Source organism: Arthrobacter sp. 9AX (assembly GCF_902506095.1).
Lineage (GTDB): Bacteria > Actinomycetota > Actinomycetes > Actinomycetales > Micrococcaceae > Arthrobacter.
The window spans coordinates 3,547,138-3,568,846 of sequence record NZ_LR733293.1; the positions used below are offsets into that span (position 1 = coordinate 3,547,138).

General features: G+C 67.0%; 26 protein-coding genes and 1 pseudogene. 15 read left to right on the top strand and 12 right to left on the bottom strand.

Going from position 1 to position 21,709, the window contains the following annotated elements; all coding sequences use genetic code 11:
• Nucleotides 1-179 precede the first annotated feature (179 nt).
• The 3 genes from BACI348_RS16405 to BACI348_RS16415 form a co-directional block, all read right to left on the bottom strand.
• Nucleotides 180-1,562, bottom strand: a complete 1,383-nt coding sequence (locus BACI348_RS16405) for an FAD-dependent oxidoreductase (protein WP_159827801.1) — start codon at nucleotides 1,560-1,562, stop codon at nucleotides 180-182.
• Between the two features lie 62 nt (nucleotides 1,563-1,624).
• The gene (locus BACI348_RS16410; protein ID WP_159827804.1) at nucleotides 1,625-2,041 is read right to left on the bottom strand and encodes an arsenate reductase ArsC; all 417 of its coding nucleotides are present in this window, start codon (nucleotides 2,039-2,041) and stop codon (nucleotides 1,625-1,627) included.
• Between the two features lie 119 nt (nucleotides 2,042-2,160).
• A complete protein-coding gene (locus tag BACI348_RS16415) occupies nucleotides 2,161-2,832 on the bottom strand; it encodes an arsenate reductase/protein-tyrosine-phosphatase family protein (protein ID WP_159827807.1) in 672 nt (223 codons plus the stop codon).
• A 46-nt stretch (nucleotides 2,833-2,878) separates the two neighbouring features.
• On the opposite strand from BACI348_RS16415, the gene BACI348_RS16420 reads away from it, so the two are divergent.
• Nucleotides 2,879-3,643: an aquaporin gene (locus BACI348_RS16420; RefSeq protein ID WP_159827810.1), complete on the top strand. Its 765-nt coding sequence runs from the start codon at nucleotides 2,879-2,881 to the stop codon at nucleotides 3,641-3,643.
• Here BACI348_RS16420 and BACI348_RS16425 read toward each other — a convergent pair.
• The gene (locus tag BACI348_RS16425) at nucleotides 3,615-4,265 is read right to left on the bottom strand and encodes a DUF1345 domain-containing protein (RefSeq protein WP_159827813.1); all 651 of its coding nucleotides are present in this window, start codon (nucleotides 4,263-4,265) and stop codon (nucleotides 3,615-3,617) included. The two genes, BACI348_RS16420 and BACI348_RS16425, sit on opposite strands and share 29 nt — an antisense overlap.
• 145 nt (nucleotides 4,266-4,410) lie before the next feature.
• On the opposite strand from BACI348_RS16425, the pseudogene BACI348_RS16430 reads away from it, so the two are divergent.
• The 12 genes and pseudogenes from BACI348_RS16430 to BACI348_RS16485 all read left to right on the top strand — a co-directional run bounded on the left by BACI348_RS16430 (nucleotide 4,411) and on the right by BACI348_RS16485 (nucleotide 13,467).
• A pseudogene (locus BACI348_RS16430) lies at nucleotides 4,411-4,820 on the top strand (TOBE domain-containing protein).
• The gene (modA, locus tag BACI348_RS16435; protein ID WP_159827816.1) at nucleotides 4,817-5,614 is read left to right on the top strand and encodes a molybdate ABC transporter substrate-binding protein; all 798 of its coding nucleotides are present in this window, start codon (nucleotides 4,817-4,819) and stop codon (nucleotides 5,612-5,614) included. The pseudogene BACI348_RS16430 and the gene modA overlap by 4 nt, the downstream one beginning before the upstream one ends.
• A gap of 7 nt (nucleotides 5,615-5,621) precedes the next feature.
• Nucleotides 5,622-6,443, top strand: a complete 822-nt coding sequence (locus tag BACI348_RS16440) for an ABC transporter permease (RefSeq protein ID WP_159827841.1) — start codon at nucleotides 5,622-5,624, stop codon at nucleotides 6,441-6,443.
• A complete protein-coding gene (locus BACI348_RS16445; RefSeq protein ID WP_159827844.1) occupies nucleotides 6,440-7,489 on the top strand; it encodes a sulfate/molybdate ABC transporter ATP-binding protein in 1,050 nt (349 codons plus the stop codon). The genes BACI348_RS16440 and BACI348_RS16445 overlap by 4 nt, the downstream gene beginning before the upstream one ends.
• A 34-nt stretch (nucleotides 7,490-7,523) precedes the next feature.
• Entirely contained in the window at nucleotides 7,524-7,805 is a 282-nt protein-coding gene (locus BACI348_RS16450) for a hypothetical protein (protein WP_236557600.1), read from the top strand.
• Nucleotides 7,806-7,953: 148 nt separating this feature from the next.
• The gene (locus BACI348_RS16455) at nucleotides 7,954-8,646 is read left to right on the top strand and encodes an SGNH/GDSL hydrolase family protein (protein ID WP_159827847.1); all 693 of its coding nucleotides are present in this window, start codon (nucleotides 7,954-7,956) and stop codon (nucleotides 8,644-8,646) included.
• A 146-nt stretch (nucleotides 8,647-8,792) separates the two neighbouring features.
• Nucleotides 8,793-9,551: a phosphatase PAP2 family protein gene (locus tag BACI348_RS16460; RefSeq protein ID WP_159827850.1), complete on the top strand. Its 759-nt coding sequence runs from the start codon at nucleotides 8,793-8,795 to the stop codon at nucleotides 9,549-9,551.
• Nucleotides 9,552-9,589: 38 nt separating this feature from the next.
• A complete protein-coding gene (locus tag BACI348_RS16465) occupies nucleotides 9,590-10,294 on the top strand; it encodes a DedA family protein (RefSeq protein ID WP_159830237.1) in 705 nt (234 codons plus the stop codon).
• A gap of 5 nt (nucleotides 10,295-10,299) precedes the next feature.
• Nucleotides 10,300-10,971 (top strand): response regulator transcription factor, encoded by a 672-nt coding sequence (locus BACI348_RS16470; RefSeq protein ID WP_159827853.1) that lies wholly within the window; start codon nucleotides 10,300-10,302, stop codon nucleotides 10,969-10,971.
• Nucleotides 10,968-11,969: a sensor histidine kinase gene (locus tag BACI348_RS16475; protein ID WP_159827856.1), complete on the top strand. Its 1,002-nt coding sequence runs from the start codon at nucleotides 10,968-10,970 to the stop codon at nucleotides 11,967-11,969. Before BACI348_RS16470 ends, BACI348_RS16475 begins: the two co-directional genes overlap by 4 nt.
• A 131-nt stretch (nucleotides 11,970-12,100) precedes the next feature.
• The gene (locus tag BACI348_RS16480; protein ID WP_159827859.1) at nucleotides 12,101-12,466 is read left to right on the top strand and encodes an ArsR/SmtB family transcription factor; all 366 of its coding nucleotides are present in this window, start codon (nucleotides 12,101-12,103) and stop codon (nucleotides 12,464-12,466) included.
• Nucleotides 12,463-13,467, top strand: a complete 1,005-nt coding sequence (locus BACI348_RS16485; RefSeq protein WP_159827862.1) for a cation diffusion facilitator family transporter — start codon at nucleotides 12,463-12,465, stop codon at nucleotides 13,465-13,467. The genes BACI348_RS16480 and BACI348_RS16485 overlap by 4 nt, the downstream gene beginning before the upstream one ends.
• Nucleotides 13,468-13,713: 246 nt before the next feature.
• Here BACI348_RS16485 and BACI348_RS16490 read toward each other — a convergent pair whose 3' ends face one another.
• Nucleotides 13,714-14,355, bottom strand: a complete 642-nt coding sequence (locus BACI348_RS16490) for a hypothetical protein (protein WP_159827865.1) — start codon at nucleotides 14,353-14,355, stop codon at nucleotides 13,714-13,716.
• Entirely contained in the window at nucleotides 14,352-15,167 is an 816-nt protein-coding gene (locus BACI348_RS16495) for a CPBP family intramembrane glutamic endopeptidase (protein ID WP_159827868.1), read from the bottom strand. The genes BACI348_RS16490 and BACI348_RS16495 overlap by 4 nt, the downstream gene beginning before the upstream one ends.
• A gap of 184 nt (nucleotides 15,168-15,351) precedes the next feature.
• Here BACI348_RS16495 and BACI348_RS16500 point away from each other — a divergent pair, with 184 nt between their 5' ends.
• On the top strand, nucleotides 15,352-15,960 hold the full coding sequence (locus tag BACI348_RS16500; protein ID WP_159827871.1) for a flavodoxin family protein: 609 nt from the start codon (nucleotides 15,352-15,354) through the stop codon (nucleotides 15,958-15,960).
• A gap of 106 nt (nucleotides 15,961-16,066) precedes the next feature.
• Nucleotides 16,067-16,807 (top strand): ABC transporter permease, encoded by a 741-nt coding sequence (locus tag BACI348_RS16505; RefSeq protein ID WP_159827874.1) that lies wholly within the window; start codon nucleotides 16,067-16,069, stop codon nucleotides 16,805-16,807.
• A gap of 9 nt (nucleotides 16,808-16,816) precedes the next feature.
• Here the strand turns inward: BACI348_RS16505 and BACI348_RS16510 are convergent, their stop codons facing one another.
• From BACI348_RS16510 to BACI348_RS16535, 6 genes are all read right to left on the bottom strand, one after another.
• On the bottom strand, nucleotides 16,817-17,269 hold the full coding sequence (locus BACI348_RS16510; protein WP_159827898.1) for an SgcJ/EcaC family oxidoreductase: 453 nt from the start codon (nucleotides 17,267-17,269) through the stop codon (nucleotides 16,817-16,819).
• Nucleotides 17,270-17,271: 2 nt separating this feature from the next.
• Nucleotides 17,272-18,279: an alpha/beta fold hydrolase gene (locus tag BACI348_RS16515; protein WP_159827901.1), complete on the bottom strand. Its 1,008-nt coding sequence runs from the start codon at nucleotides 18,277-18,279 to the stop codon at nucleotides 17,272-17,274.
• A gap of 62 nt (nucleotides 18,280-18,341) precedes the next feature.
• On the bottom strand, nucleotides 18,342-18,509 hold the full coding sequence (locus BACI348_RS16520; RefSeq protein ID WP_159827904.1) for a hypothetical protein: 168 nt from the start codon (nucleotides 18,507-18,509) through the stop codon (nucleotides 18,342-18,344).
• 92 nt (nucleotides 18,510-18,601) lie between these two features.
• On the bottom strand, nucleotides 18,602-18,976 hold the full coding sequence (locus tag BACI348_RS16525; protein WP_159827907.1) for a cupin domain-containing protein: 375 nt from the start codon (nucleotides 18,974-18,976) through the stop codon (nucleotides 18,602-18,604).
• Between the two features lie 261 nt (nucleotides 18,977-19,237).
• Nucleotides 19,238-20,278, bottom strand: a complete 1,041-nt coding sequence (locus BACI348_RS16530) for a hemolysin family protein (protein WP_159827931.1) — start codon at nucleotides 20,276-20,278, stop codon at nucleotides 19,238-19,240.
• Nucleotides 20,271-21,632, bottom strand: a complete 1,362-nt coding sequence (locus tag BACI348_RS16535; RefSeq protein WP_159827952.1) for a hemolysin family protein — start codon at nucleotides 21,630-21,632, stop codon at nucleotides 20,271-20,273. Before BACI348_RS16535 ends, BACI348_RS16530 begins: the two co-directional genes overlap by 8 nt.
• Nucleotides 21,633-21,709: the final 77 nt, after the last annotated feature.

A 21,709-nucleotide genomic window follows, 5' to 3' on the forward strand; every position in this document is an offset into this window, starting at 1 on the left:
CCCCAACGCCCCATCACCTCCCGCACGTTTTCCCCGACGCCCCATCACCTCCCGCAGCCTGACCGCCGAAGGCGGGTGCCGCCGTCGTACGTTCCTGCCCCCAACGCCCGCTCACCAACCACCCGGCCGGGGCCCTGGGGGTCCGGGTGTGCATGGGCCGCTGGTTTTCCTGGTGCGGGTCAGCTGGTGCCGGAACGGCCATGCGCCAGGCCGGTGGGGAAACCTATGAACACCGGCTCGGGCGCGGCGCAGCAGCCGCTCCCCGCGGACTCGGCGTTCGCAGAGGCTGGCGCCGGGACGTCGCAGCTGGTGCCGGCATCGGTGGAGCAGACCCCGGTGTCGGGCAGTTCGAGCTGGATGGTGTCGGCGGCTTCCTGGTCTCCGGCGAGGGCGGCCACCACGGAGCGGACCTGTTCGTAGCCGGTGGCCAGCAGGAACGTCGGTGCGCGGCCGTACGACTTCATGCCCACGATATAAAGGTCCTTGTCCGGGTGGGCCAGGAGCTTGGCGCCGTGCGGCGGGACGGTGCCGCACGAGTGGAATTCAGGGTCAATCAGCGGACCGAGTTCCAGCGGCGCTTCGATGGCCGGGTCAAGGTTGAGCCGGAGTTCGCGCAGGATGTTCAGGTCCGGGCGGAAGCCTGTGCAGGGAATGACGACGTCGGCCTCGAGGGTTCGTCCGTCGACGGCCTCGACAGCCACGTGCGAGGGCAGGGTCTTCAGTGAGCTGATGCCGAAGCCAGTGTGCAGTTCGACTTTTCCTGCCTCAACGAGCCGGCGGACGCGGGCGCCGAGCTGGCCCCGCGCAGGCAGCCCGTCTGCATCCCCGCCACCATAGACCTTCCCGGCCGAAGCGCCGCGGACGGCCCAAAGGATGCGGGTGTCCGGCTCTTCCTTGGCGAGGTCCGCGAGGCTGATGAGGGTGTTGGCGGCCGAGTGCCCGGCGCCCACCACCAGGACCCGGCGGCCGGCAAAGGCTGCGCGGTCCCTGCCGGTGACATCCGGAAGAGGGGCCGAAATCCGGTCCGCTGCCGCTTCCTCACCGATGGCGGGCAGCCCGGAGGTCCCCAGCGGGTTGCGGCGGGACCAGGTGCCGGAGGCGTCGATGACCGCGGCGACCGTGTGGTCGCGGGTTTCACCGTCCGCGTGCTCCACCCGGACGGTGAACGCGGTGGTATCGCGGTCCTTGACGTGGGTCTTGTCCAGGCCTTGCCGGGTGACGGCGATGACGCGGGCGCCGGTTTGCAGCCGCGACGCGACCTGCGGCAGCGCCGCCAGCGGGGCGAGGTAGTTGTCGATGAGTTCGCCGCCGTAAGGAAGGGCAGTGGGGCGGGGCGGCTCCCAGCCGGTGGGTTCGAGCAGGCGGAGGGCGGCGGCGTCGAGGTTGAACCGCCAAGGTGAGAACAGACGGATGTGGCGCCATTGCTCGATGGCCGCGCCCGCCGTCGTACCCGTCTCGAAGACCAGCGGCTCCAGGCCGCGCTCGAGCAGGTGGGCGGCGGCGGCCAGGCCCACGGGCCCGGCGCCAATGACTGCAACGGGAAGGCGCTTCACTGCGTCCATGCTGTCCTCAGTTCATTCGTGGGTTTGCGGCCGGCCGGGCCAAGTAGGTAGCGCCAGGCGTGTTAGGCGGGGATCAGGGATTCGATCAGGGCCTCGATGCGGGTCTTGATCTGGTCGCGGATGGGGCGGACGGATTCGACGCCCTTGCCCGCCGGGTCTTCCAGCACCCAGTCCTCGTAGCGCTTGCCCGGGAAGTAGGGGCATTCGTCACCGCAGCCCATGGTGATCACCACGTCCGATTCCTTCACAGCCTCGGTGGTGAGGACCTTGGGGACCTCGGCGGACATGTCGATGCCCACCTCCGCCATGGCTTCGACGGCGGCGGTGTTGATGGAGTCTGCGGGCTGGGATCCGGCGGAACGGACCTCGATCCTGCCCTGGCCAAGGGTGGTGAGGAAGGCTGCGGCCATCTGGGAGCGCCCGGCGTTGTGGACGCAGACGAACAGGACGGAGGGCTTCTTGGCGGTTTCGGTGCTCATTACTTTGCTCCTGAATCGGGGGACGGTGATGGTTCCGCGCACACACCCTGCATCAAATATTGATGTTGATCGATGCAGGAAGTATCGGACAGTACATTGATGCTTGTCAATATCGTGCGTCAGGCGGCGTGCATCCGCGGCGCGAAGTCTTTGACGCGGCTGGAGATGTCAGCGAAGGCGTTTTCGAAGGCTTCCTCCGTGTTGATTCGCAAGGGATCGGGGACGGACCAGTGGATGCCGCCGAGGGTGGTGAGTTCCTCGTGGGCGTTGTCGCAGACGGTGACCACGAAGTCGCCGCCAGCCACCTCTTCGAGCCTGCGCGGCGGAACGTCAGGGAGGTCCACTCCGTGACGGCGGGCGACGTCGATGGCCCCTTGGGCGATCCGCTCCGCCGGGTGTGTCCCCGCCGAGGTGGACGGAATCCCGCTGGCTTGTTGCCAGAGGGCGGCGGCGATCTGGGAGCGGGCACTGTTGTGCGTGCAGACGAACAGGATCCGGGTGGCGGCGTGTTCGGCGCCGGGGGCGAGGCCCTCCAGCGCACCCGGCGCGAGGCGGATGTAGCTGCGGCGCTTGTCGGCTTCGGAGCGGTGCCGGGTTGCGAGGCCCGCGGCTTCGAGGGTGCGCAGATGGTGTGCCAGGAGGTTCGACGGCATGCCCAGTTCGGCCTGGAGCTCTGTTGGGGAGAAGTCGCCGAGGGTCAGCAGGTCCACGATTCGCAGCCGGGCAGGATCGGCGAGCGCCGCGTGCTTGGCCACCCGGGCCTGGAACATCTCCACTGAATCAGTTTTCATTGACTCAATTTTGACTGAGTTAGTTTCTTGGATCAAGCTTGTTGGCATGACAACCAGCCAGCCACCGCTGTGGCGCCGCGCCGTTTCCGAGTTCCTTGGCACCAGCCTGCTCGTGATGACCGTTGTGGGCTCCGGAATCATGGCGCAGCAGCTCTCCCCGAACGACGTCGGGCTGCAGCTTCTGCAGAACAGCACCGCGACCGTGCTGGGACTGACCGTCCTGATCCTGGCGTTCGGGCCCGTCAGCGGCGCGCACTTCAACCCTGCTGTCTCGCTGGTGGACTGGATCCTGGGGCGGCGCAGCGGGACCGGGCTGACGCTGGCAGAGCTCGGCACCTATGTGGCTGCCCAGATCCTCGGCGCCATCAGCGGCAGCGTCATCGCGAATGCGATGTTTGAGGTGGGAACCTCCATCTCCGGCAAGGACCGGGCCACCGGTGGGCATCTGCTGGGCGAAGTCGTTGCGACGGCGGGACTCATCCTGCTGGTTTTCTCCCTCGCCGCCACCAAGCGGGGCATCCTTGCCGCGCCGGCGGTGGGCGCCTACATCGGTGCCGCCTATTGGTTTACGTCCTCGACGTCGTTCGCGAACCCGGCCGTGACCGTGGGCCGTATCTTCAGCGACACTTTCGCCGGCATCGCACCGGCCTCCGCGCCCTCGTTCGTTCTCGCGCAGCTCCTCGGCGCGGCCGCAGGGTTGGGCCTTTTGCTCCTCCTGTTCCCCTTCGCGTCCCGTGCTGCGGACGACGTCGTCCTCCCGCACGAGGTGGGCGGGTCCCCGCTCACCGGACCAGCCCGGCGACGAGATTGATGGTGGTGGCAAGGACGATGGTGCCCAGCACGTAGGAGAGCAGTGCCTGGCGCAACACGGTATAGCGCGTGGCGTCCGTGGTCAGGCTGGTGTCGGAGACCTGGAATGTCATGCCGATGGTGAATGCCAGATAGGCGAAGTCGGCGTATTTGGGCGGCCGTTCCTTGTTGAAGTCCACTCCGTTGTTGTCCTGGAAGTAGAGGGTGGCGTACCGGAGCGTGAAGAGCGTATGGACCAGGAGCCAGGAGAGGACCACGCTCGCCAGGGCAAGGCCGATGATGGCGGCTTTGGTACCACCCTCCTCGGATCCGGCGTCGAAAAGGATAAGCGCGACGCCGCCGAAGCTGCTCACCGTGGCCACCAGCACCAAGAGATCCGCGGCAATTCGTCCCGGATCCTCCCGGAGCGCGTGGGCGGCGGTGCCCGCGGCGTCGAGGCGCCCGATGGCGGACCACACCCAGACCAGGTAGATGAGCGATGCGGCCGCCCAGCCGAGGGCCGGCGCGTAGGCCCATGAGGCGAGAAGCCCCACAGCCATCCCGACGGAGGCACCTCCTGCCGCCATCACCACCAGTCGGACCCGGGTGCTGTGGACGGGTTTGCTGAATTGCTGCGTGCTCATGGCCTGATCATGACAGCTGCAGCTGGGAGTCTGGGGGTTGGTGCCGAACGCCAGCGAAGCGGCATTTGCGCTGAGATGCGATGGTCATATTCGGATCTGCGGCCCATTCTGCCGGAAAAATCCGCAAATAGGAGATCATTGACCCATGCCAAAGATTCGCATATCAGAAGCTGCACGTTTCCTCGGGGTCAGCGACGACACCGTGCGCGGTGGACCGAGACCGGCATCCTGACTCCGGTGAAGGACGACTCCGGCCGCCAGGCCGTTGACGGACTCGAACTGGCACAGCTTGCCCGCACCCAGGCGCACCTGCCCGAGGACCCTGCGCGGGTGGGCAGTTCGGCGCGCAACCGCTTCGTCGGGCTCGTCACCGGGATCACTTCGGACAAAGTCATGGCACAGGTTGAGCTGCAGTGCGGGCCCTTCCGTGTGGTGTCGCTGATGAGCAGCGAAGCCGTCCGTGAGCTGGGCCTGGAGCCTGGATCGGTGGCCACCGCCGTGGTCAAGGCAACCACCGTCATCATCGAAACACCCCAGGGAAAGAGCATCATATGACCATCAGGCGCATCGCCGCGCTGCTGGCGGCCGGCGCTTTGGCCGCCGGCCTGGCCGGTTGCACCTCCGCTATCCCTGCGGCGACCAATTCCGCGAGCTCCGGCGAAGGCGCCAAACTGACCGGCACGGTCACCGTCTTCGCCGCGGCCTCGCTGAAGGCAACCTTCACGAAGATCGCTTCCGAGTTCGAGTCCGCAAACCCCGGCACCAAAGTCACGCTGAACTTCGCGGGCTCCTCGGACCTGGTCACCCAGATCACCCAGGGCGCCCCGGCGGATGTGTTCGCCTCGGCCGACACCAGGAACATGGACAAGCTCGAGGACGCGAATCTCATCGACGGAACGGCGGAAAACTTCGCCACCAACGTCCTGGAAATCGCCGTACCGCCGGCCAACCCTGCCTCCATCAGCTCCTTTGCAGACCTGGCCAAACCCGGGGTGAAGGTGGTGGTGTGCGCGCCGCAGGTGCCGTGTGGTTCCGCCACGGAGACCGTGGAAAAAGCCGCCGGGACCACGCTGTCCCCGGTCAGCGAAGAATCCTCGGTCACCGACGTGCTGGGCAAGGTCACCTCCGGCGAGGCCGACGCCGGGCTCGTCTACGTCACGGACATCAAGACCGCAGGAGACAAGGTCGAAGGCATCCCGTTCACGGAATCGAACAGTGCCGTCAACACCTACCCGATCGCCACAGTGGGAGCCAGCACCAACAAGGACCTTGCCAAGGCCTTCATGGCCGCCGTCACTGGCAGCTCCGGCAAGAAGGTCCTGACCGATGCCGGATTCGGCGCCCCCTGAGGACACCATGACGCAACGCAGCGGCACCGCATACACCGGCGTTCCGCCGTGGATTTACGCCATCGCAGCAGCAGGGGCCCTGTTTGTCCTGCTGCCGCTGGCGGCCATGGTGGCCAAGGTCAACTGGCCCCAGTTCATCCCGCTGGTCACCTCCGAATCCTCACTCACCGCCCTGGGCCTGAGCCTGCGCACCTCTGCGGCCAGCACCGCCCTGTGCATCGTCCTGGGGGTGCCCCTGGCCCTGGTCCTGGCCCGCGGAACCTTCCCGGGGCAGCGGCTCCTCCGCGCCTTCGTCCTGCTGCCCCTGGTGCTTCCACCCGTCGTCGGCGGTATTGCGCTGCTGTACACGTTCGGGCGCCAGGGACTCCTCGGGAAGACCCTCGAAGTGGCGGGGATCCAGATCGCCTTCTCCACCACCGCCGTGGTGCTGGCCCAGACTTTCGTTGCCCTGCCGTTCCTGGTTGTCAGCCTCGAAGGCGCGCTGCGCACGGCCGGCACGAAGTACGAGGCCGTGGCCGCGACGCTCGGCGCACGCCCGGGCACCGTCCTGCGCCGGGTCACCCTCCCCCTGGTGATCCCCGGACTGGCATCGGGTGCCGTGCTGTCCTTCGCACGATGCCTCGGCGAATTCGGCGCCACCCTCACCTTCGCCGGCAGCCTCCAGGGCGTGACCCGCACCCTTCCGCTGGAAATCTACCTGCAGCGCGAAACCGACGCCGACGCAGCCGTCGCCCTCTCACTGGTCCTAGTCGCCGTGGCCGTGGCCGTCGTCGGGCTTTCATTCGGGCGGCCCGGGGCCGCGAATGTTCCCGCAGGAGCGGCACCGTGACCTTCCAGCTCGACGCCACCCTCCACAGCCGGGACTTCGAGGTCTCCCTCACTCTTGGGCCGGCCGAAACCGTCGCTGTCCTCGGCCCCAACGGAGCCGGCAAATCAACACTGCTGTCCCTCATTGCCGGGCTGCTCCGCCCCGATACCGGCCACGCGTCGCTGGGAGACACGACACTTTTCAACCTCGGTGCGGGGCGGCACCACTTCGCTCCCCCGCACAGCAGGGGAACCGCGCTCCTGGCCCAGGAACCCCTGCTGTTCCCGCACCTGAGCGTGCTGGAGAACGTCGCCTTCGGGCCCCGCGCCTCCGGTGCCGCCCGCGCCGAGGCACACACCACGGCCCGGCACTGGCTCGGCGAAGTCGACGCCGCCGGGTTCGCTGACCGCAGACCCGCTCAACTCTCCGGCGGGCAGGCCCAGCGCGTCGCCGTAGCGCGCGCCCTGGCCACCGACCCCGAGCTGCTGCTGCTGGACGAACCGATGGCCGCACTGGACATCCACGCCGCGCCGCTGCTGCGGCGGCTGCTCAAACGCGTCCTCGCCAACCGCGGGGCCATCATCATCACCCACGATGTCCTGGACGCCCTCATGCTCGCCGACCGCGTGATCGTCCTTGAGGGAGGCCGGATCACGGAGGAAGGGCCCACCCGGGACGTCCTGGGAAAGCCCCGCAGCAGGTTCGCGGCAGGGCTGGCCGGCCTGAACCTCCTCACGGGCACCATCACCGAGCACGGCCTGGCCACGGACGACGGATTGACCGTGGCCGCCCACCGGGACGAGACAGCAATTCCGGGCCAGGCGGGCGTCGCAGCCTTCCCGCCCTCAGCCGTATCCATCTTCCTCACCACCGAACACGGCAGCCCGAGAAACACCTTCCGCGTGACGATCACGGACATGGAGCCGCACGGCGACCTGATCCGTGTGCGGGCCGGCGGGCTGTCCGCGGACATAACCCCCGCCGCCTCAGCAGACCTCGGCCTCACCCCGGGCACCGCGGCCTACTTCGTCATCAAAGCCGCGGCAATCTCCATCTACCCCGCCTGAGGCAATGTCAGTGCCCGCCAGTACCGTTCACAACGTGACAGCGACAGCAATTGAAACCACCCTTCATACCCCCGTAGACGTCCGTTTTGTGTCGGGCCGGCCGTTGGCCGTCCGTTACGACGGCCGGATCTGGGTGGTCACTGGCGATCCCGTGCGCCGGCTCGCCGGAGACCTGCGGGAGATACAACGAACGGTTCAGCCCGGCGCTGAACACTGGCGTGTGCAGGTGCTCCTGAGCTCAGCCTCGGCCCTGCGGACCTTCGATCTGCGCCACGATCCCGCTGGACAATGGCTCCTCGAATCCATCACGGACTAAGCTGCCACCCTCAGGGGAGCCCGCGGCGTTGGTGCCGGGGCTCCCTCTTTGTCCGGCGCGGAACCTGTGGTGTGGCCCGCTCTCAGGAATGCGGGTTAACATATGTCCTTTCAGTGGTGTTCCCGGCTTCCGGGAAGTTGGAGGGGTTGTGGACGGACGGTCGTTTCGTGTGCTCGCCCCGATGGCCGCCGGGGCCCTTCTCCTTGGTGGTACGACGGCGTGTTCCCCGGCGGGTGCCGAAGATCAGACGTCCGGAGACGCTCCGGTCAAGGTTGTGGTGATCGGGGATTCACTGAGCACGGGATACGGCACCTCGCCGGATCAGGCGTGGCCGCTGCTCCTTCAGCAGGCGCACCAAATCCAGGCGCGGACGGTCCAAGTCACCAATGCGGCCGAGAACGGCAGCGGCTACCTGGTTCCCGGGGATTACGGGAACACCTTCTCTACGGAAGTCCAGGCGGCAGTGGGGCCCGACGCCGACGTGGTGGTCTTCTTCGGGTCCGACAACGACTGGGCTGCAGACCCGGAGGACCTCCGCGAGGCTGCGGCATCAACGTTCGCCGCCGCTTCGGAGCTCGCACCGCAGGCTGTCCTCGTGGCCGTGGGCCCCCTGTCCGGCAGCGACGAGCCGGACCCGGCATTGGTTGGCGTGCGCGACTCTGCCGCTGCCGCGGCCCAGAACATGGGGGTGCAGTTCATCGATCCCATCGCGGACGGGTGGCTCAGCGGCGGCCGCGCCGACGTGCTGCTGGGACCGGACGGTGAGCATCCCAGTGACGCGGGCCAGGAGTTCCTGCGGGACAAGATGAAGGACATCCTTTCCGAGGCCGTGCCGGGCTGAGCTGCCATGCCGGGTTCAAGGGCAGCACTTCCCTTCCGCGGGGCATCGAAGGCACCGCACAGAAATTCTTAAGCCTTTCTTAATGGGCACGCGGGAGAGTTGAACCATGGGCGGAACAGTGTCCTGCCCCCGCCCAGAAGGAAACCATGCACGGACCAGCCCCTGCCAGCCGCACCGAAGCGCAGCCGTCAACCACGCCCCTGCCGGCTGCCGGCACCCGCTCCTGGGCACTCCCGCAGCCCCGCAAGTGGCTGCTGGTGGCGGCACTGCTCTGCGCAGCCGTCGTCGTCCTCGGCCTGACGGTACAGCTGATCCCTGGTGACACAGCCGCCGAGCTGGGCGTGGACCAGGACCTCAGCCTGCACCATGCCGCCGCGCTGACCGCCGTGGCGATGGGGATTAACCTGCTGTTTGGCCCGGTGGCTGGACTGCTGCTCATTGGCGCCGCCTCACTCAGCATCTGGCTGCTCCGGCGCGACCTGCCCAAAGCCGTTGCCTTCGGCCTCGTGGCGTGCTCGGGCTGGGCGGCCAGCGAAACCTTCAAGCTCATCTTCGCCCGGCAGCGGCCCAACCCAACTCTGCTCTTCGATCCGCTCGCACCGGAGACGGGCTTCAACAGCTTCCCGAGCGGCCACGTCTGCTTCGCCGTTGCCCTCGCGTTCGCCCTGTGTTTCCTGGCCCGCGGAACGCGTTGGGCCAAGGCTGTGGCCATCGCTGGTGCATTTGCGGCAGTCGCCGTGGCGTGGTCCAGGCTCTATGTGGGCGTCCACTACCCCACGGACGTGGTTGCGTCCTTCCCTGCCGCGGGTGCTGCGGTAGTCCTGACAGCCGGGCTCTGGAACCGGTTGGCTCCGCGGGTGCTGGAACAGCTGCCGCTTCTTTCCCGCCAATCTTTAAGGAACTGACCGTGCAAACACTCCTGACGTCGGGACTGGTCCCGGTAATGGCTGCCGGATCCCCCTCCCTGCTGGACCCGGCCAGCCTCCTCGAAGGGCTCGGCCCGGCGGCGCTGGGTGTCATTGCCGCGATGGTGTTCGTGGAGTCCGGCGTGCTGTTCCCCTTCCTGCCCGGCGACTCGCTGCTCTTCACGGCCGGCCTGCTGCACCAACAGCTGCAACTGGCGCTGCCCGTGCTGATCGGCGTCATTACTGCCGCCGCCATCGCAGGCGACCAGGTGGGCTACATGCTCGGCCGCAAATTCGGCCGGCGATGGTTCAAGGACGACGCACGCATCCTCAAAACCGCCCGCTTGACCGCCACGGAAGACTTCTTCCGCCGCCATGGAGGCGCCGCCGTCGTCCTGGCCCGGTTTGTGCCCATGGTGCGGACTTTCGCGCCGCTCACCGCCGGGATGGCCCGCTACGAATACAAAGCCTTCACGCTCTGGAACATCGTGGGTGCCCTGGCGTGGGCGACGTCGGTAACACTCCTAGGCACGTGGCTGGGACATTATGAGATCGTGGCAAAGAACATCGACGTCATTGCCGTGGTGATGGTGCTCGTCTCGGTGGTGCCGTGGGTGATCGAGTTCCTCAAACGACGGCGGAACAACAGTCGGGCCGCGACGGCGTCCGCGGCTGATGCCGGGGCTTCCCCGGGGGCCGCTGCCGGACCTGAACCCGACCCGGAAGCGGCTGCGAAAGAATAGGCGGCATGACAACCGCTGAGCGCCTCGCCCTGCTGCTCGTCGAGGACGATCCGGTCCTGGGCCCGTTGATTGCCGAGTTGCTGGAGGCCGATTACGCGGTCCGGCTGGCGGCCCATGGGCAGGAGGGCCTGCACCTGGGGCTGACGCAGCCGTGGGACGTGATGGTGATCGATCGCGGGCTGCCTATGATGGACGGGATCAGCGTGATCACGGCCCTGAGGTCCAAGGGTATTTCCACGCCGATCCTCATCCTCACCGCGCTGGGAGACACCCGTGAGAAGGTCCGGGGCCTGGATGCGGGTGCCAACGATTACGTGACCAAACCGTTCGATGCCGGCGAGCTGGCGGCCAGGCTGCGTGCCTTGACGCGTACCTATAGCCAGCCCGCGGGGCCGGTGAGCATCGGCACCTGGGAGCTCGACCCGGCGTCGCGCGCTGTCCGCTCCGTGTACGGGGACCTGGTGACCCTCACAGCCAAGGAGGCCGAGGTGCTGGCCGCACTCGCTGCCGAGCCGGGCCGGGTGTTTACCCGCGACGATCTGCTGGCCGCCCATTTCCACCCCACCGACCAGCCCGGCGTGATCGACACGTATGTCCACCACCTTCGCCGGAAGATCTCACGGACAGTGATCCGCACCGTCCACGGCATCGGCTACCAGATCGGGGATGCGTCATGACTCCAGCTCCCACTCCAGGCGACGCCGACCGCGACACGCTCCGCCGGGCCTCGCTCAAGGTCGCTTTGCGGATCAGCGCCGCCTGCGCGGTGCTGGTGCTCTGCCTCCTTGCCGCCGCCACAGCGTATCTGATGAACAAGCTGGCCCACCCGGACCTGCCCGACTCCACGGGGACGGGGAAGGCCTACACGTATCTCGATTCCAGGGACCTGATCGAGGGAATGATCCTGGCCGGGTTGGCTGGCGTCGTTTTGGCCGGTGTGGTGGGCTGGCTCAGCGCCCGCAGCGCCATCCGTCCGCTGGGAGAAGCGCTGGCCCTGCAGCGGCGGTTCGTCCAGGACGCCAGCCACGAACTGCGCACACCCCTCACTATCCTGGACACACGGATCCAGCTTGCCCAGCGCAAAGCGGCGACCGATTCCGAAACTGGCCTGGCCCTGGCGCGGATCCGGACGGATGCGGCCACGCTCACCGGAATCGTTGATGAGTTGCTGCTGGCAGCCACCGGGTCCCCTGCCGGTTCAAGCGCCGCTGAGGAACCCGTTGATATGGCAGGCGTGGCCAGGTCTGTCTCGGAGAGTCTGCAGGAATTGGCGCTCCAACAGGGGGTGCGGTTGCAGTTTTCCGGCAGCAGCACGTGGCCCGTCCGCATCGACCCGGGCTCCCTGCGCAGGGCCGTGCTCGCGCTGGCCGACAATGCGCTCGCCCACACCGGGCCCGGCGGCAGCATCACCATCAGTGCCGGAAGCGACGGCGGCAAGGCCGTGATCCGGGTGGCGGATACCGGGACGGGAATTACGGGTGTGGACCCGGACCGGATCTTTGACCGCTTCGTTCGCTCCCCAGGCCAGGATGACGCCGCCGGCAAACGAGGGTTCGGCATCGGACTCGCCCTGGTCCGGGAAATCGCTTCTGCTGCCGGCGGCACGGTGGAGGTGGTCAGGACCGGGCCGGAGGGCACAACGATGAGGCTTGCACTCCCGCTCGTCCGTGACTGACAGTGCCGCTGTTTGGCCGGCGGTCCCGGTACGAATGGCCCTTGCCCGCATAAGCGTTGCTGCCCAGCAACGGTCAAGCTGGGCCGGGCCGGTTTTGTGAACGTGGCCCTCGTATATGTCAGAATATGCGTATGAATGCAGATAACAGTGCTTGCTCACTGAGCGCCGACAGCCAGTATGTCGAACTGGCAGTTGAGGTCTTCGCGATGCTGGCCGACGCCACCCGGGTGCGCATCATCCTGGCCCTGCGCGACGGCGAGATGGCCGTAGGTGCCCTGGCCGACGTCGTGGGGAAATCACCTGCCGCAGTGTCCCAGCACCTGGCCAAGATGCGGCTGGCCCGGATGGTCTCCACCCGGCAGGACGGCACCCGCGTTCTGTACCGGCTGGAAAACGAGCACGCCCGGCAGCTCGTGGCGGACGCCATCTTCCAGGCCGAGCACGCACTCGGCGGCGAACCGGCGCACCACCGCCGCGACCGAAAGGCTGCCTCGTGAGCGGTCAGGTCCATCAGCATTCAGACACTGACCACGAGCACCACCACGGACACGACCACCCCCACCACGGCGGCTTCAAAGGCTGGCTCTTCGAGTTGTTCGTCCCGCACACCCACGACGCCGCGGACTCCATTGACGACGCCATGGAAGCCAGCGTCGAAGGCGTCCGTGCCCTGAAAATCAGCCTTGTCCTGCTTCTGGGCACCACCATCCTGCAGTTCCTCGTGGTGCTGGTCAGCGGCTCCGTGGCGCTCCTGGCCGACACCATCCACAACTTCTCCGACGCCCTCACCGCCGTGCCGCTGTGGGTCGCCTTCGTCCTGGGCCGCCGCGCCGCCACCCGCCGCTACACCTACGGCTTCGGCCGGGCGGAGGACCTTGCGGGGCTGTTCATCGTGGGGGTCGTGGCACTCTCGGCCGTCGTTGCCGCATGGCAGTCGATCGACCGCCTCCTGCACCCCCAGCCGCTCACCAATCTGTGGTGGGTATTCGCCGCGGGCCTGATCGGCTTCGCCGGCAACGAGGCGGTGGCCATTTACCGCATCCGGGTAGGCCGCCGGATCGGCTCCGCAGCCCTGGTGGCAGACGGTGTGCACGCCCGGACCGACGGCTTCACCTCCCTTGCCGTGGTGTTGGGCGCGGCCGGCGTTATGCTCGGCTTCCCCCTGGCCGACCCCATCGTGGGACTGCTGATATCCGCCGCCATCCTGGTGCTCCTGTGGGGAACGGTGTGCAGCATCGGGCGGAGGCTGATGGACGGCATCGAACCGGATCTCGTGGATGCCGCCCGGAACGCCCTCGAAGGAACACCGGGCGTCCTCGCCGTGCCGCGGTTGCAGCTGCGCTGGTCGGGCCACCGCCTGCAGGGCGCAGCAACACTGGTGATGGACGACGGCGTCACGCTGGCTTCCGCCGGTCAGGTCACCGAGGACGCGAGGCACCGCCTGAGGCATGCCCTGCCGAAGGTGGACCACATGGTCCTCACTCCCCAGGGCGGCTAAGCCCCGGCCCGGCGGTTCAGCCTGCCGAAACCCCGGTCAGAAATATTTGCGGCTGTCGTGCTGGGGCGGACGGCCCCCCGGGCCGAGGTGCCCCGACCAGGAGTCATCGCGGCGGTCGACTTTTCCACAGTGGGTGCAGTGCCGGCGGAAGGTGGCCTTCGGCTCCTCCACCGTCATCCAGTGGTGTCCCAGGTTCAACTTACACATCAGTGTCTGAATCATGTTTCACGATGCCTTCCCCATCATTCACTCGCCCTGGACGTGTTCCTGCAGGTCCCGCCTTCGGCTGCCTGGATAAGAAGCCGGTGCGCCCGTGCGGATGATCCACCACCCCAGGACGGCCATGGCCAGGCCGATGGGGATCCCGTACGGCGGCAGTCCGGCGTTGTAGCCCAGGAACCCGGCCACCACAAACAGCAGGCCAACCCAGGCGGGGAACATGTGCGAGCGCCAGCCGGCGATGCCAAAGACGATCCAGCCGAGCGCGAACAGCACGTAGCTGGAGAACCCGCCGATCACCAGCATCCCGGAGCCGCCGGCGAGGATGGCGCCCGGGGCGGCGTCGGCGATCCAGGGGCCGGCGAACCCGTCGAACCACATGTTGCCTGCCATGTCCAGGGTGCCCACGAGCGCGAAGCAGAACGCCACTGCGCCCACTCCCCCGGCCCGGCCGCCAAGCCGGAAGTAGACAGATACCAAGGCCAGTACGAGCCCGATGAACACCACCCAGTACAGGGCGTTCGTTACCTGGAACGGGGTCTGGCGCATCATCGCGATCCGGTCCAGGCTGCGGTCGGCGGCGAGCAGGCGGGCCACATCGACGGCAGCGAAGATGACGCCGGACACCAGCGCGATGGGTCCGGCGGCTTTGGCCAATGGTGAAGTCATAACAGCCTCCTGAGGGAGAACGGGCCGACGGCGGTGGCCCTGCGGGGTGCCGTGCGCCAGGTTTGGCGGTCCAGCACCAGAGTGGCGAGGACGGCGAGGACGACGACCAGGAAGTAGATCAGCTCCATGCGGACGGCGTCGGCGCCGGTGAAGCCGAAGGAACCGAAGGTAAGGGTGCCTTGGCTGTTGTGGAAGAGGATGGTCAGCAGGGCGCTGCCACCGGTGCGGTTGAACAGCCACACGTAGAGGAAAGTGATGGCGAACGTGGTTGGCAGTCCGGTCAAGCTAAGCCCGCCGAACAGGACCAGCGGCGGATGCCACAGCGTTACCAGGACACCGAGAATCGCGGCGGACAGCAGCGGCGGACGGGACGCCTGGAGCAACGGGACGGCATAGCCGCGGAACCCGGGCTCCTCCCCCAGCGGCCCGTCCAGCGGATTGACCATCCGGACGGCAAAGACGGCCAGCAGCCCGCTCCAGGTCAGCCGCCCCAGGCCCGGAGCGGGAGCCCCGAGGGCTATGTTGAAGAACCCCGCGGCCAGGACCAGGACAACAGGAAGAAGCAGCGCGACGGCGTACCAGACCCATCCGACGCGCCACCGGACGAGCCGCCGTCCCCAGGTGCGGAAGCCGGCACTGCCCTCCGTCAGCGCGATAGTGATGATGGCCGCGGCGAGCGGGCCGATGGGCAAAAATTCCATGCGGGGAGTCAGCCCTGCCGCGTACGCGGGCCACGATGCCCAGGAGATCGCGAACGCCAGGACGAAGAATGCCGGAAGCCTGTGGTGTTTTAGCCAGCCCGTGGAACGCATGATGGCTCCAAAACAATCACTGCGGGATCCTCCCATTGTCCGCCGGCCGGACAGACGGGCGCCAGAGTTGGGCCTCCCCTATCCGCCGTTCAGTGGTGGAACGTCCGGCGCTGCACCCATCCATGGCGGCTGCGGCTCCGAATGATCCAAGTCCCGGACCGCGTGAAACCACGAAGGATGACTAATGGCTGACCTCACCGCACTTGCCCTGATCTGCTCCCTGACCCCCTCACCCGCACCCTCCAGCAGCGAACTGATGGCTCAACACGTGCTGAAGGAACTCGAAGACCACGGCGCGGCCACCTCCTCCCTCCGGGTGGTGGACCACAACGTGATGCCCGGCGTGCAGGTCGACATGGGCGACGGCGACGCCTGGCCCGGGATCCGCGAGCAGATCCTCGCGGCCGACATCCTGGTCATTGCCACCCCCATCTGGATGGGCCACCCCAGCAGCATCGCGCAGCAGGTCATCGAGCGCCTGGACGCCGATCTTGCCGAAACGGACGACGCCGGGCGGCCCGTGATGTACGGAAAGGTGGCGGTGGTTGCTGTAGTTGGCAACGAAGACGGCGCGCACAATACTTTCGCGGACATCCAGCAGGCGCTGAACGACGTCGGCTTCACTACTCCTGCACAGGGCAACACCTACTGGGTGGGCGAGGCCATGCAGACCGTGGACTACCAGGACCTTGACAGCGTGCCCGAGAAGGTCGCCTCCGCCACGGCCGGAGCTGCCCAGAATGCCGTCCACCTGGCCCGCCTCCTGAAGAAGGAGCCGTACCCTGCCGGGTGAGGGGCGCCGTCGTCCGCTCTGAATACTGTTTCCCCGAGGGATGGCGGCGGGCCAGCCGCGCGGGTTTTGACAGGCTCAACCACGAGGTTCCGCCTAGTCTGGGCTGATGGCCTTCCTCGCTCCCCTCGCGCCCACCATTGTGGCCGTGGCCATCCTGATGCTGCTTACGGTGGGGGTATTGCGGACCGCGCGGACGCCGTCCTTCCTCGCCCCGGCCCTGGCGATCCTTCGCGGCGCCGCCCAACTGGCCCTCATCAGCCTGGTGCTCGGCGGCATCATCACCGATCCGCTCTGGGTAACAGCGGCCCTGCTGGTGATGTTTACCGTGGCCGCCGTGACGGCGACCCGCAGGCTGATATGGTCCTGGCCGCGCTTTCTGGTGGTGGCGGGAACCATGGCAGCGGGGATCGTGGTGACGCTCGCCGTCGTGTTCGGAACGGGGGCTGTGGCGCTTGAACCGCGGTACGCCCTGGCCGTGGGCGGGATCGTGATCGGCAACTGCATGACCATCGCCGTCCTGGCCGGGCACCGGTTTTACGAGGCCGTCCGGGAGCAGTGGGACCAGGTGGAGGGCTGGCTGGCCCTCGGTGCCACGGCCCGGCGCGCCACTCTCACGCAGGCCCGGTACGCGGTGCACACTGCACTGGTCCCGTCCACTGACCAGACCAAAACCACCGGCCTGGTGACCCTGCCCGGCGCGTTCGTGGGCGCTATCTTCGGCGGTGCCTCCCCGCTCGAGGCGGGGCGTTTCCAGGTGGTGGTGCTGGCCTCGATCATGGCGGCCGGTGCCATCACCGCCGTCGCATTGATCCGCGCCTTGGGCGCCGTGAAGGTGCGGCCATTGTGAAGGTGCGGGCTAGTCCGTCAGCAGCTTCTGCAGTTCGGCGGTCATCGCGTTGACCAGTTCGGGCCTGCCGTGGAACTGCGCGGGCGTGTTCTGGAAGAGCTCGATGCCCCAGACGCCGTTTTCACGCACGGCGATGAGGGTCTGGTGGGCGTTCGTGGCCGGCGAGACGTCAGTCCGGCCCGGCGGCACCAATCCCGTGATGGCGGTCAGCAGCGCGGTGTCTTGTCCCAGCGGCCGCACCTCGCGCACCTTTGCGACGTAGGTGGCCGTCTTGTGGTCCTTGAAGATGGGGTCCAGGTGCCCGAAAATCTCGTCCGGCCCGGTGGCTGTGCTGCCATCAAACCCGATCTGGAGCCCGTTCTTCCTGAAACGCTCGGCCATCGCCCTGGCGTCCCGCCGGTTCCAGGCAGCGATGAACCCCTCATACAGTTTCCGCACGCCGGCCAGGTCTGGATGTTCCATTCTCACCCCTTTGCAAGGAATGTCCGGATAGTCTCCGCCATCCGCGGCGCCTGCGTCCAGTGCAGGTAGTGGTTGCCTTGCAGGGTGACTACCTCGTGGCGCCTGACGTTCTGCAGCAGGTTCTCCGCCGCGGCGGTCTTCTCGGCGGTGTGCTCCGTCTTTTCGTCGGCGATGAAAGCGAGCACGGGCAGGTCATCGGGGTAGGTGACTCCCTTGAGGGCCTGGGCGTTGTTGCCGATCCGGGCCGTTTCATCGGCCACAGCCGGGGCGCCGTAGTTCCAGCTGGTCATCATGCGCATGCGCTGCAGCTCGTCCTCCGTGTAGGCGCTGCCGCCGGGGTCCACAAAACCCGGGACCAGCGCGGAGAATACCCGGACGATGCCCGTGACCGCCAACGCCTTTTGCCAGTTGAGCTCCGGCTGCGGATCCGGAACCGGCCCGTTCCCGGGCTTCGGGATGGAGGCGTCGATGCCCACCACCGCCGAGACTTCCGCCCGGTACCGGTTGGCGTAGTCCAGCATGTAGAAACCGGCGATCGAGTGCCCGGCCAGGACGTAGGGCTGTTTCACCTGAAGCTTGGCCAGGGCTTCGTGGAGGTCGTTGCTGATGTTTTCGTTGGTCCGCGGGCTGCCTTCCAGGTCGCTGTAGCCGTACCCGAGCCCTTCCACCACGATCACGTCAAAGCCGTTCAGTTCCCGGATCAACGGCTGGAAATCGAGGGCGGGGGCCGGGGTTCCCAGGCCGCTGAGGAGGACAACCGGCTGGCCCTGCTGCCCGTTCCGGTACACGTTCAGCGCACCGCCTCCGACCGCGACGCGCTCACCGTACGCCGGGGTGCTGGATTTCTCGGACTGCTCCAGGACCAGGTTGACCGCCGTGGAGAGCAGGATCAGGCCCACAATGACCAGCGCCGCGATCCCGGCGCGGCGCCACCCGCGCCGCGGCTTCCTGCGGGGCGGGCGGCCGGCGGCGTCCTGCCGGTCCGAGGTCTTTTCAGGAAATGCATGCATGGGTGACCACCTTCATCCTGAAGCCTCAACATGGTGCATGACGGCCCGCCGTCGGCCGATCTTCAGCCAGCTTCCAGGTTTTTCGCCACCACGGGCAGAGTGCGTTCCAGTTCCTCGGTGGGGCTGAACTCCACCAGCAACGTCCCCGGGGCAAGCTCATCGGTGTGTCCCGGCGGCGTGTAGTAGGCCTCCCCCGCTTCGACCACCTCATCGCCGTCGGGCAAATGCATGATGAGCCGGCTCTTTACAACATAACCCCAGTGGTGGCTCTGGCACCGGTCATCCGGCAGACCCTTGTAGTACGGCGTGAAGTCGCCGCGGATCAGTCAGGCTTGGCGAAGGTGGCGGCACTGAGGATTTCGTAGCCCACGAAGGCTTCGTCGCCTTCCACCCAGGCGTCGTGGCCCGGCGGGACGGCGTAGGCGTGGCCGGGGCGTACTGTGGTCCGCGTTCCGTCTTCCATTTCGACTGTGAGCGTTCCGGCGGTGCAGAACCCGAGGTGGTTTACCTGGCAGGTGTCCGTGTGGACCACCGTCTTGACCGTCTCGGACCAGCGCCAGCCTGGCTCGAACGTGCACCTGGCCAGGGTGTGGTCGCTGATGTTTACTACATCAACGGCGGTTTTCGGCGGGCGCCGTTTCTCATCGGGTTCGTCGAAGGATTTTTCTTGCAGGGCTGTGACGGATACTCCGGCCATTGTGGTTCTCCTGAGGGGCAAAGTTTGTACCTGTTCTTCCGGAGCCCCAGGCATCTCCGGGGTTGGTTGGCGGGCCTGCTCTGAGCCGTCCCATGCCGCGCCAACGCTGTCACCCAGCGGTATCAGCGTGCGCCCCGGAGTGGGCGGTGTCAATACATTCAACCCCCTTCCGAGGCCGGGGGATGCGAAGGGCGCCGCCCCTGGTTGGAACGGCGCCCCTATGTCTGCGCTGGAGTGTCTGCGCTGGATATCCGAGCGGGGTCAGGCGCTGGTGGCGTCCTGCACTTCGCCCACGAGCTCCTCGATGATGTCCTCGAGGAAGAGCACACCCGTGGTGTTGCCACGTGCATCGAACACCTTCGCCACGTGGGCGCCGGTACGGCGCATCGTGGCCAGCGCGTCCTCCAGCTCGGCACCGCTGAACGCCGAGGCGAGGCGGCGGATCCGCTTGGCTGGGACGGGCTGCGTGAACTTCTCCGGCGTGGTCAGGTCCATCACATCCTTGAGGTGCAGATAACCGGAAGGGTCGCCGTCGTCATTAACCAGGATGTAGCGGGAGTAGCCGTGCTCCGCGACTGCCCGCTGTATCTCCGCTGGTGTGGCGGACTCCGGCAGGAGCACCATCTCGGAGATGGGCACCTCCACATCGGCCACGGTCTTGGCGGTGAACTCGAACGCCGCGGTCAGGGTGCCGCTGGTGTCCGTGAGCATGCCGTCGCGGGTGGACTGCTCCACGATGTTGGCCACCTCGTCCAGGGTGTAGGCGCTGGTTGCCTCGTCCTTCGGTTCCACCCGGAAGAGCCGCAGGATGGAGTTGGCGATCCCGTTAAGGGTCCAGATGACCGGTTTGAAAACCCTCGCGACCATCACCAGCGGCGGGGCCAGGATCAGGGCCGCCCGCGTGGGGACGGAGAAGGAGATATTCTTGGGGACCATCTCGCCCAGGACCACGTGCAGGAACGTGACCAGCAGCAGCGCAATCACAAAGGCGATGATGCTGATGGCCTCGTAGGACAGCGATGTGAGGCCCAGCGGGATTTCCAGCAGGTGGTGGATGGCCGGCTCCGAGACGTTCAGGATCACCAGGGAGCAGACCGTGATGCCCAGCTGGCTGGTGGCAAGCATCAGCGTGGCGTGCTCCATGGCCCACAGCGTGGTTTTCGCCGCCTTGCTGCCAGCCTCCGCCTTGGGCTCGATCTGGGAACGGCGGGCAGAGATAACGGCGAATTCGGCGCCGACGAAGAAGGCGTTGACCACCAGGAGCACCACCAGCCAGATGATGCCGGGAAGATATTCACTCATGGGTCAGCTCCTGCGTCAGGCCATCGACGATGCGGTCATGGGCGCTCTCTGGCGCGTCCTCTGTGGTGTCCGGGGTGAAGCGGATGCGCTCCACGTGGGTGCCCAGGACACGCTCCACCCGGAGGGTGCCTGCCTCAATCCGGACTTCATCGCCGAGTTCAGGGATGCGGTCCAGCTGGTCCGTGACGAAACCGGCAAGAGTGTCGTATTCCTCGCCGTCCGGCACTGCGATGCCGGTCCGGTCCAGCAGTTCGTCCGGCCTCAGTGCGGCGTCGAAGGTGATGGAACGCCCCGTCCGCACAACACCGGTCCGGGCGCGGTCGTGTTCGTCCTCAAGCTCGCCGACGATTTCCTCCACGAGGTCCTCCAGGGTGACGATGCCGGCGGTACCACCGTGTTCGTCGGAGACGATGGCCACCTGCAGGCCCTGCCTGCGCAGCAGAACCAGGAGCGTATCCACGCCCATGGATCCCGGCACGCGCAGGGGTTCGATCATCAACTGCCCGGCAGTGACGTCCGCACGGTCCTCCAGTGCCACGGCGAAAGCCTGCTTGACGTGCAGGACTCCCTGGACGTCGTCGCGGTCCTCGCCGATGACCGGGAACCGGGAGTAGCCTGTGCTGATGGCCACGGCGACAATGTCCTCCGCCGTGTCCGCGGCGTTCACTGCCGTCATCCGTACCCGTGGCGTCATCACGTCAGCGGCCGAGTGCTCCGAGAACCGCAGGGTCCGGTGCAGCAGGACCGCGTGGTCCGCGTCCAGGACGCCTTCCATCGCGGAGCGGCGCACCAGCGAGCTGAGCTCTTCGGCGCTGCGGGCACCGGAGAGCTCTTCCTTCGGCTCGATCCCGAAGGACCTGATGATCCCGTTGGCGGTGTTGTTGAACAGCAGGATCACCGGTTTGAAGACCGTGGTGAAGAGGGTCTGGAACGGTACCACCACTTTGGCCGTGGCCAGCGGAAGGGCCAGTGCGAAGTTTTTGGGCACCAGTTCGCCGATCACCATGGAGAAGATCGTGGCGATGAAGATGCCGATCACCGCGCCGACGCCGGGTACCAACGATTCGGCAAGGCCTGCGTTCTGCAGTGGTCCGCTCAGCATGGAGCTGATGGCGGGCTCAAACGTGTAGCCGGTGAGCAAGGTGGTGAGCGTGATTCCCAACTGCGCACCGGAGAGGTGCGTTGAGGTGATTTTCAGCGCCTTGATGGTGCGCGTAAGGCGCTTTTCCCCGCGGGCCTGGCGGGCTTCAAGATCGTTGCGGTCCAGATTGACCAGCGCGAACTCGGAAGCAACGAAAAAACCGGTACCGACCGTGAGAACGAGGCCGATGCCCAGCATGATCCATTCATACATTCGGGCGCCCCTCTCCCGTGGTGGCCGGCGAACCGGTCAGAAGGTGGAGGGGCCTGGGCATATGTGAAGGAGGGTCA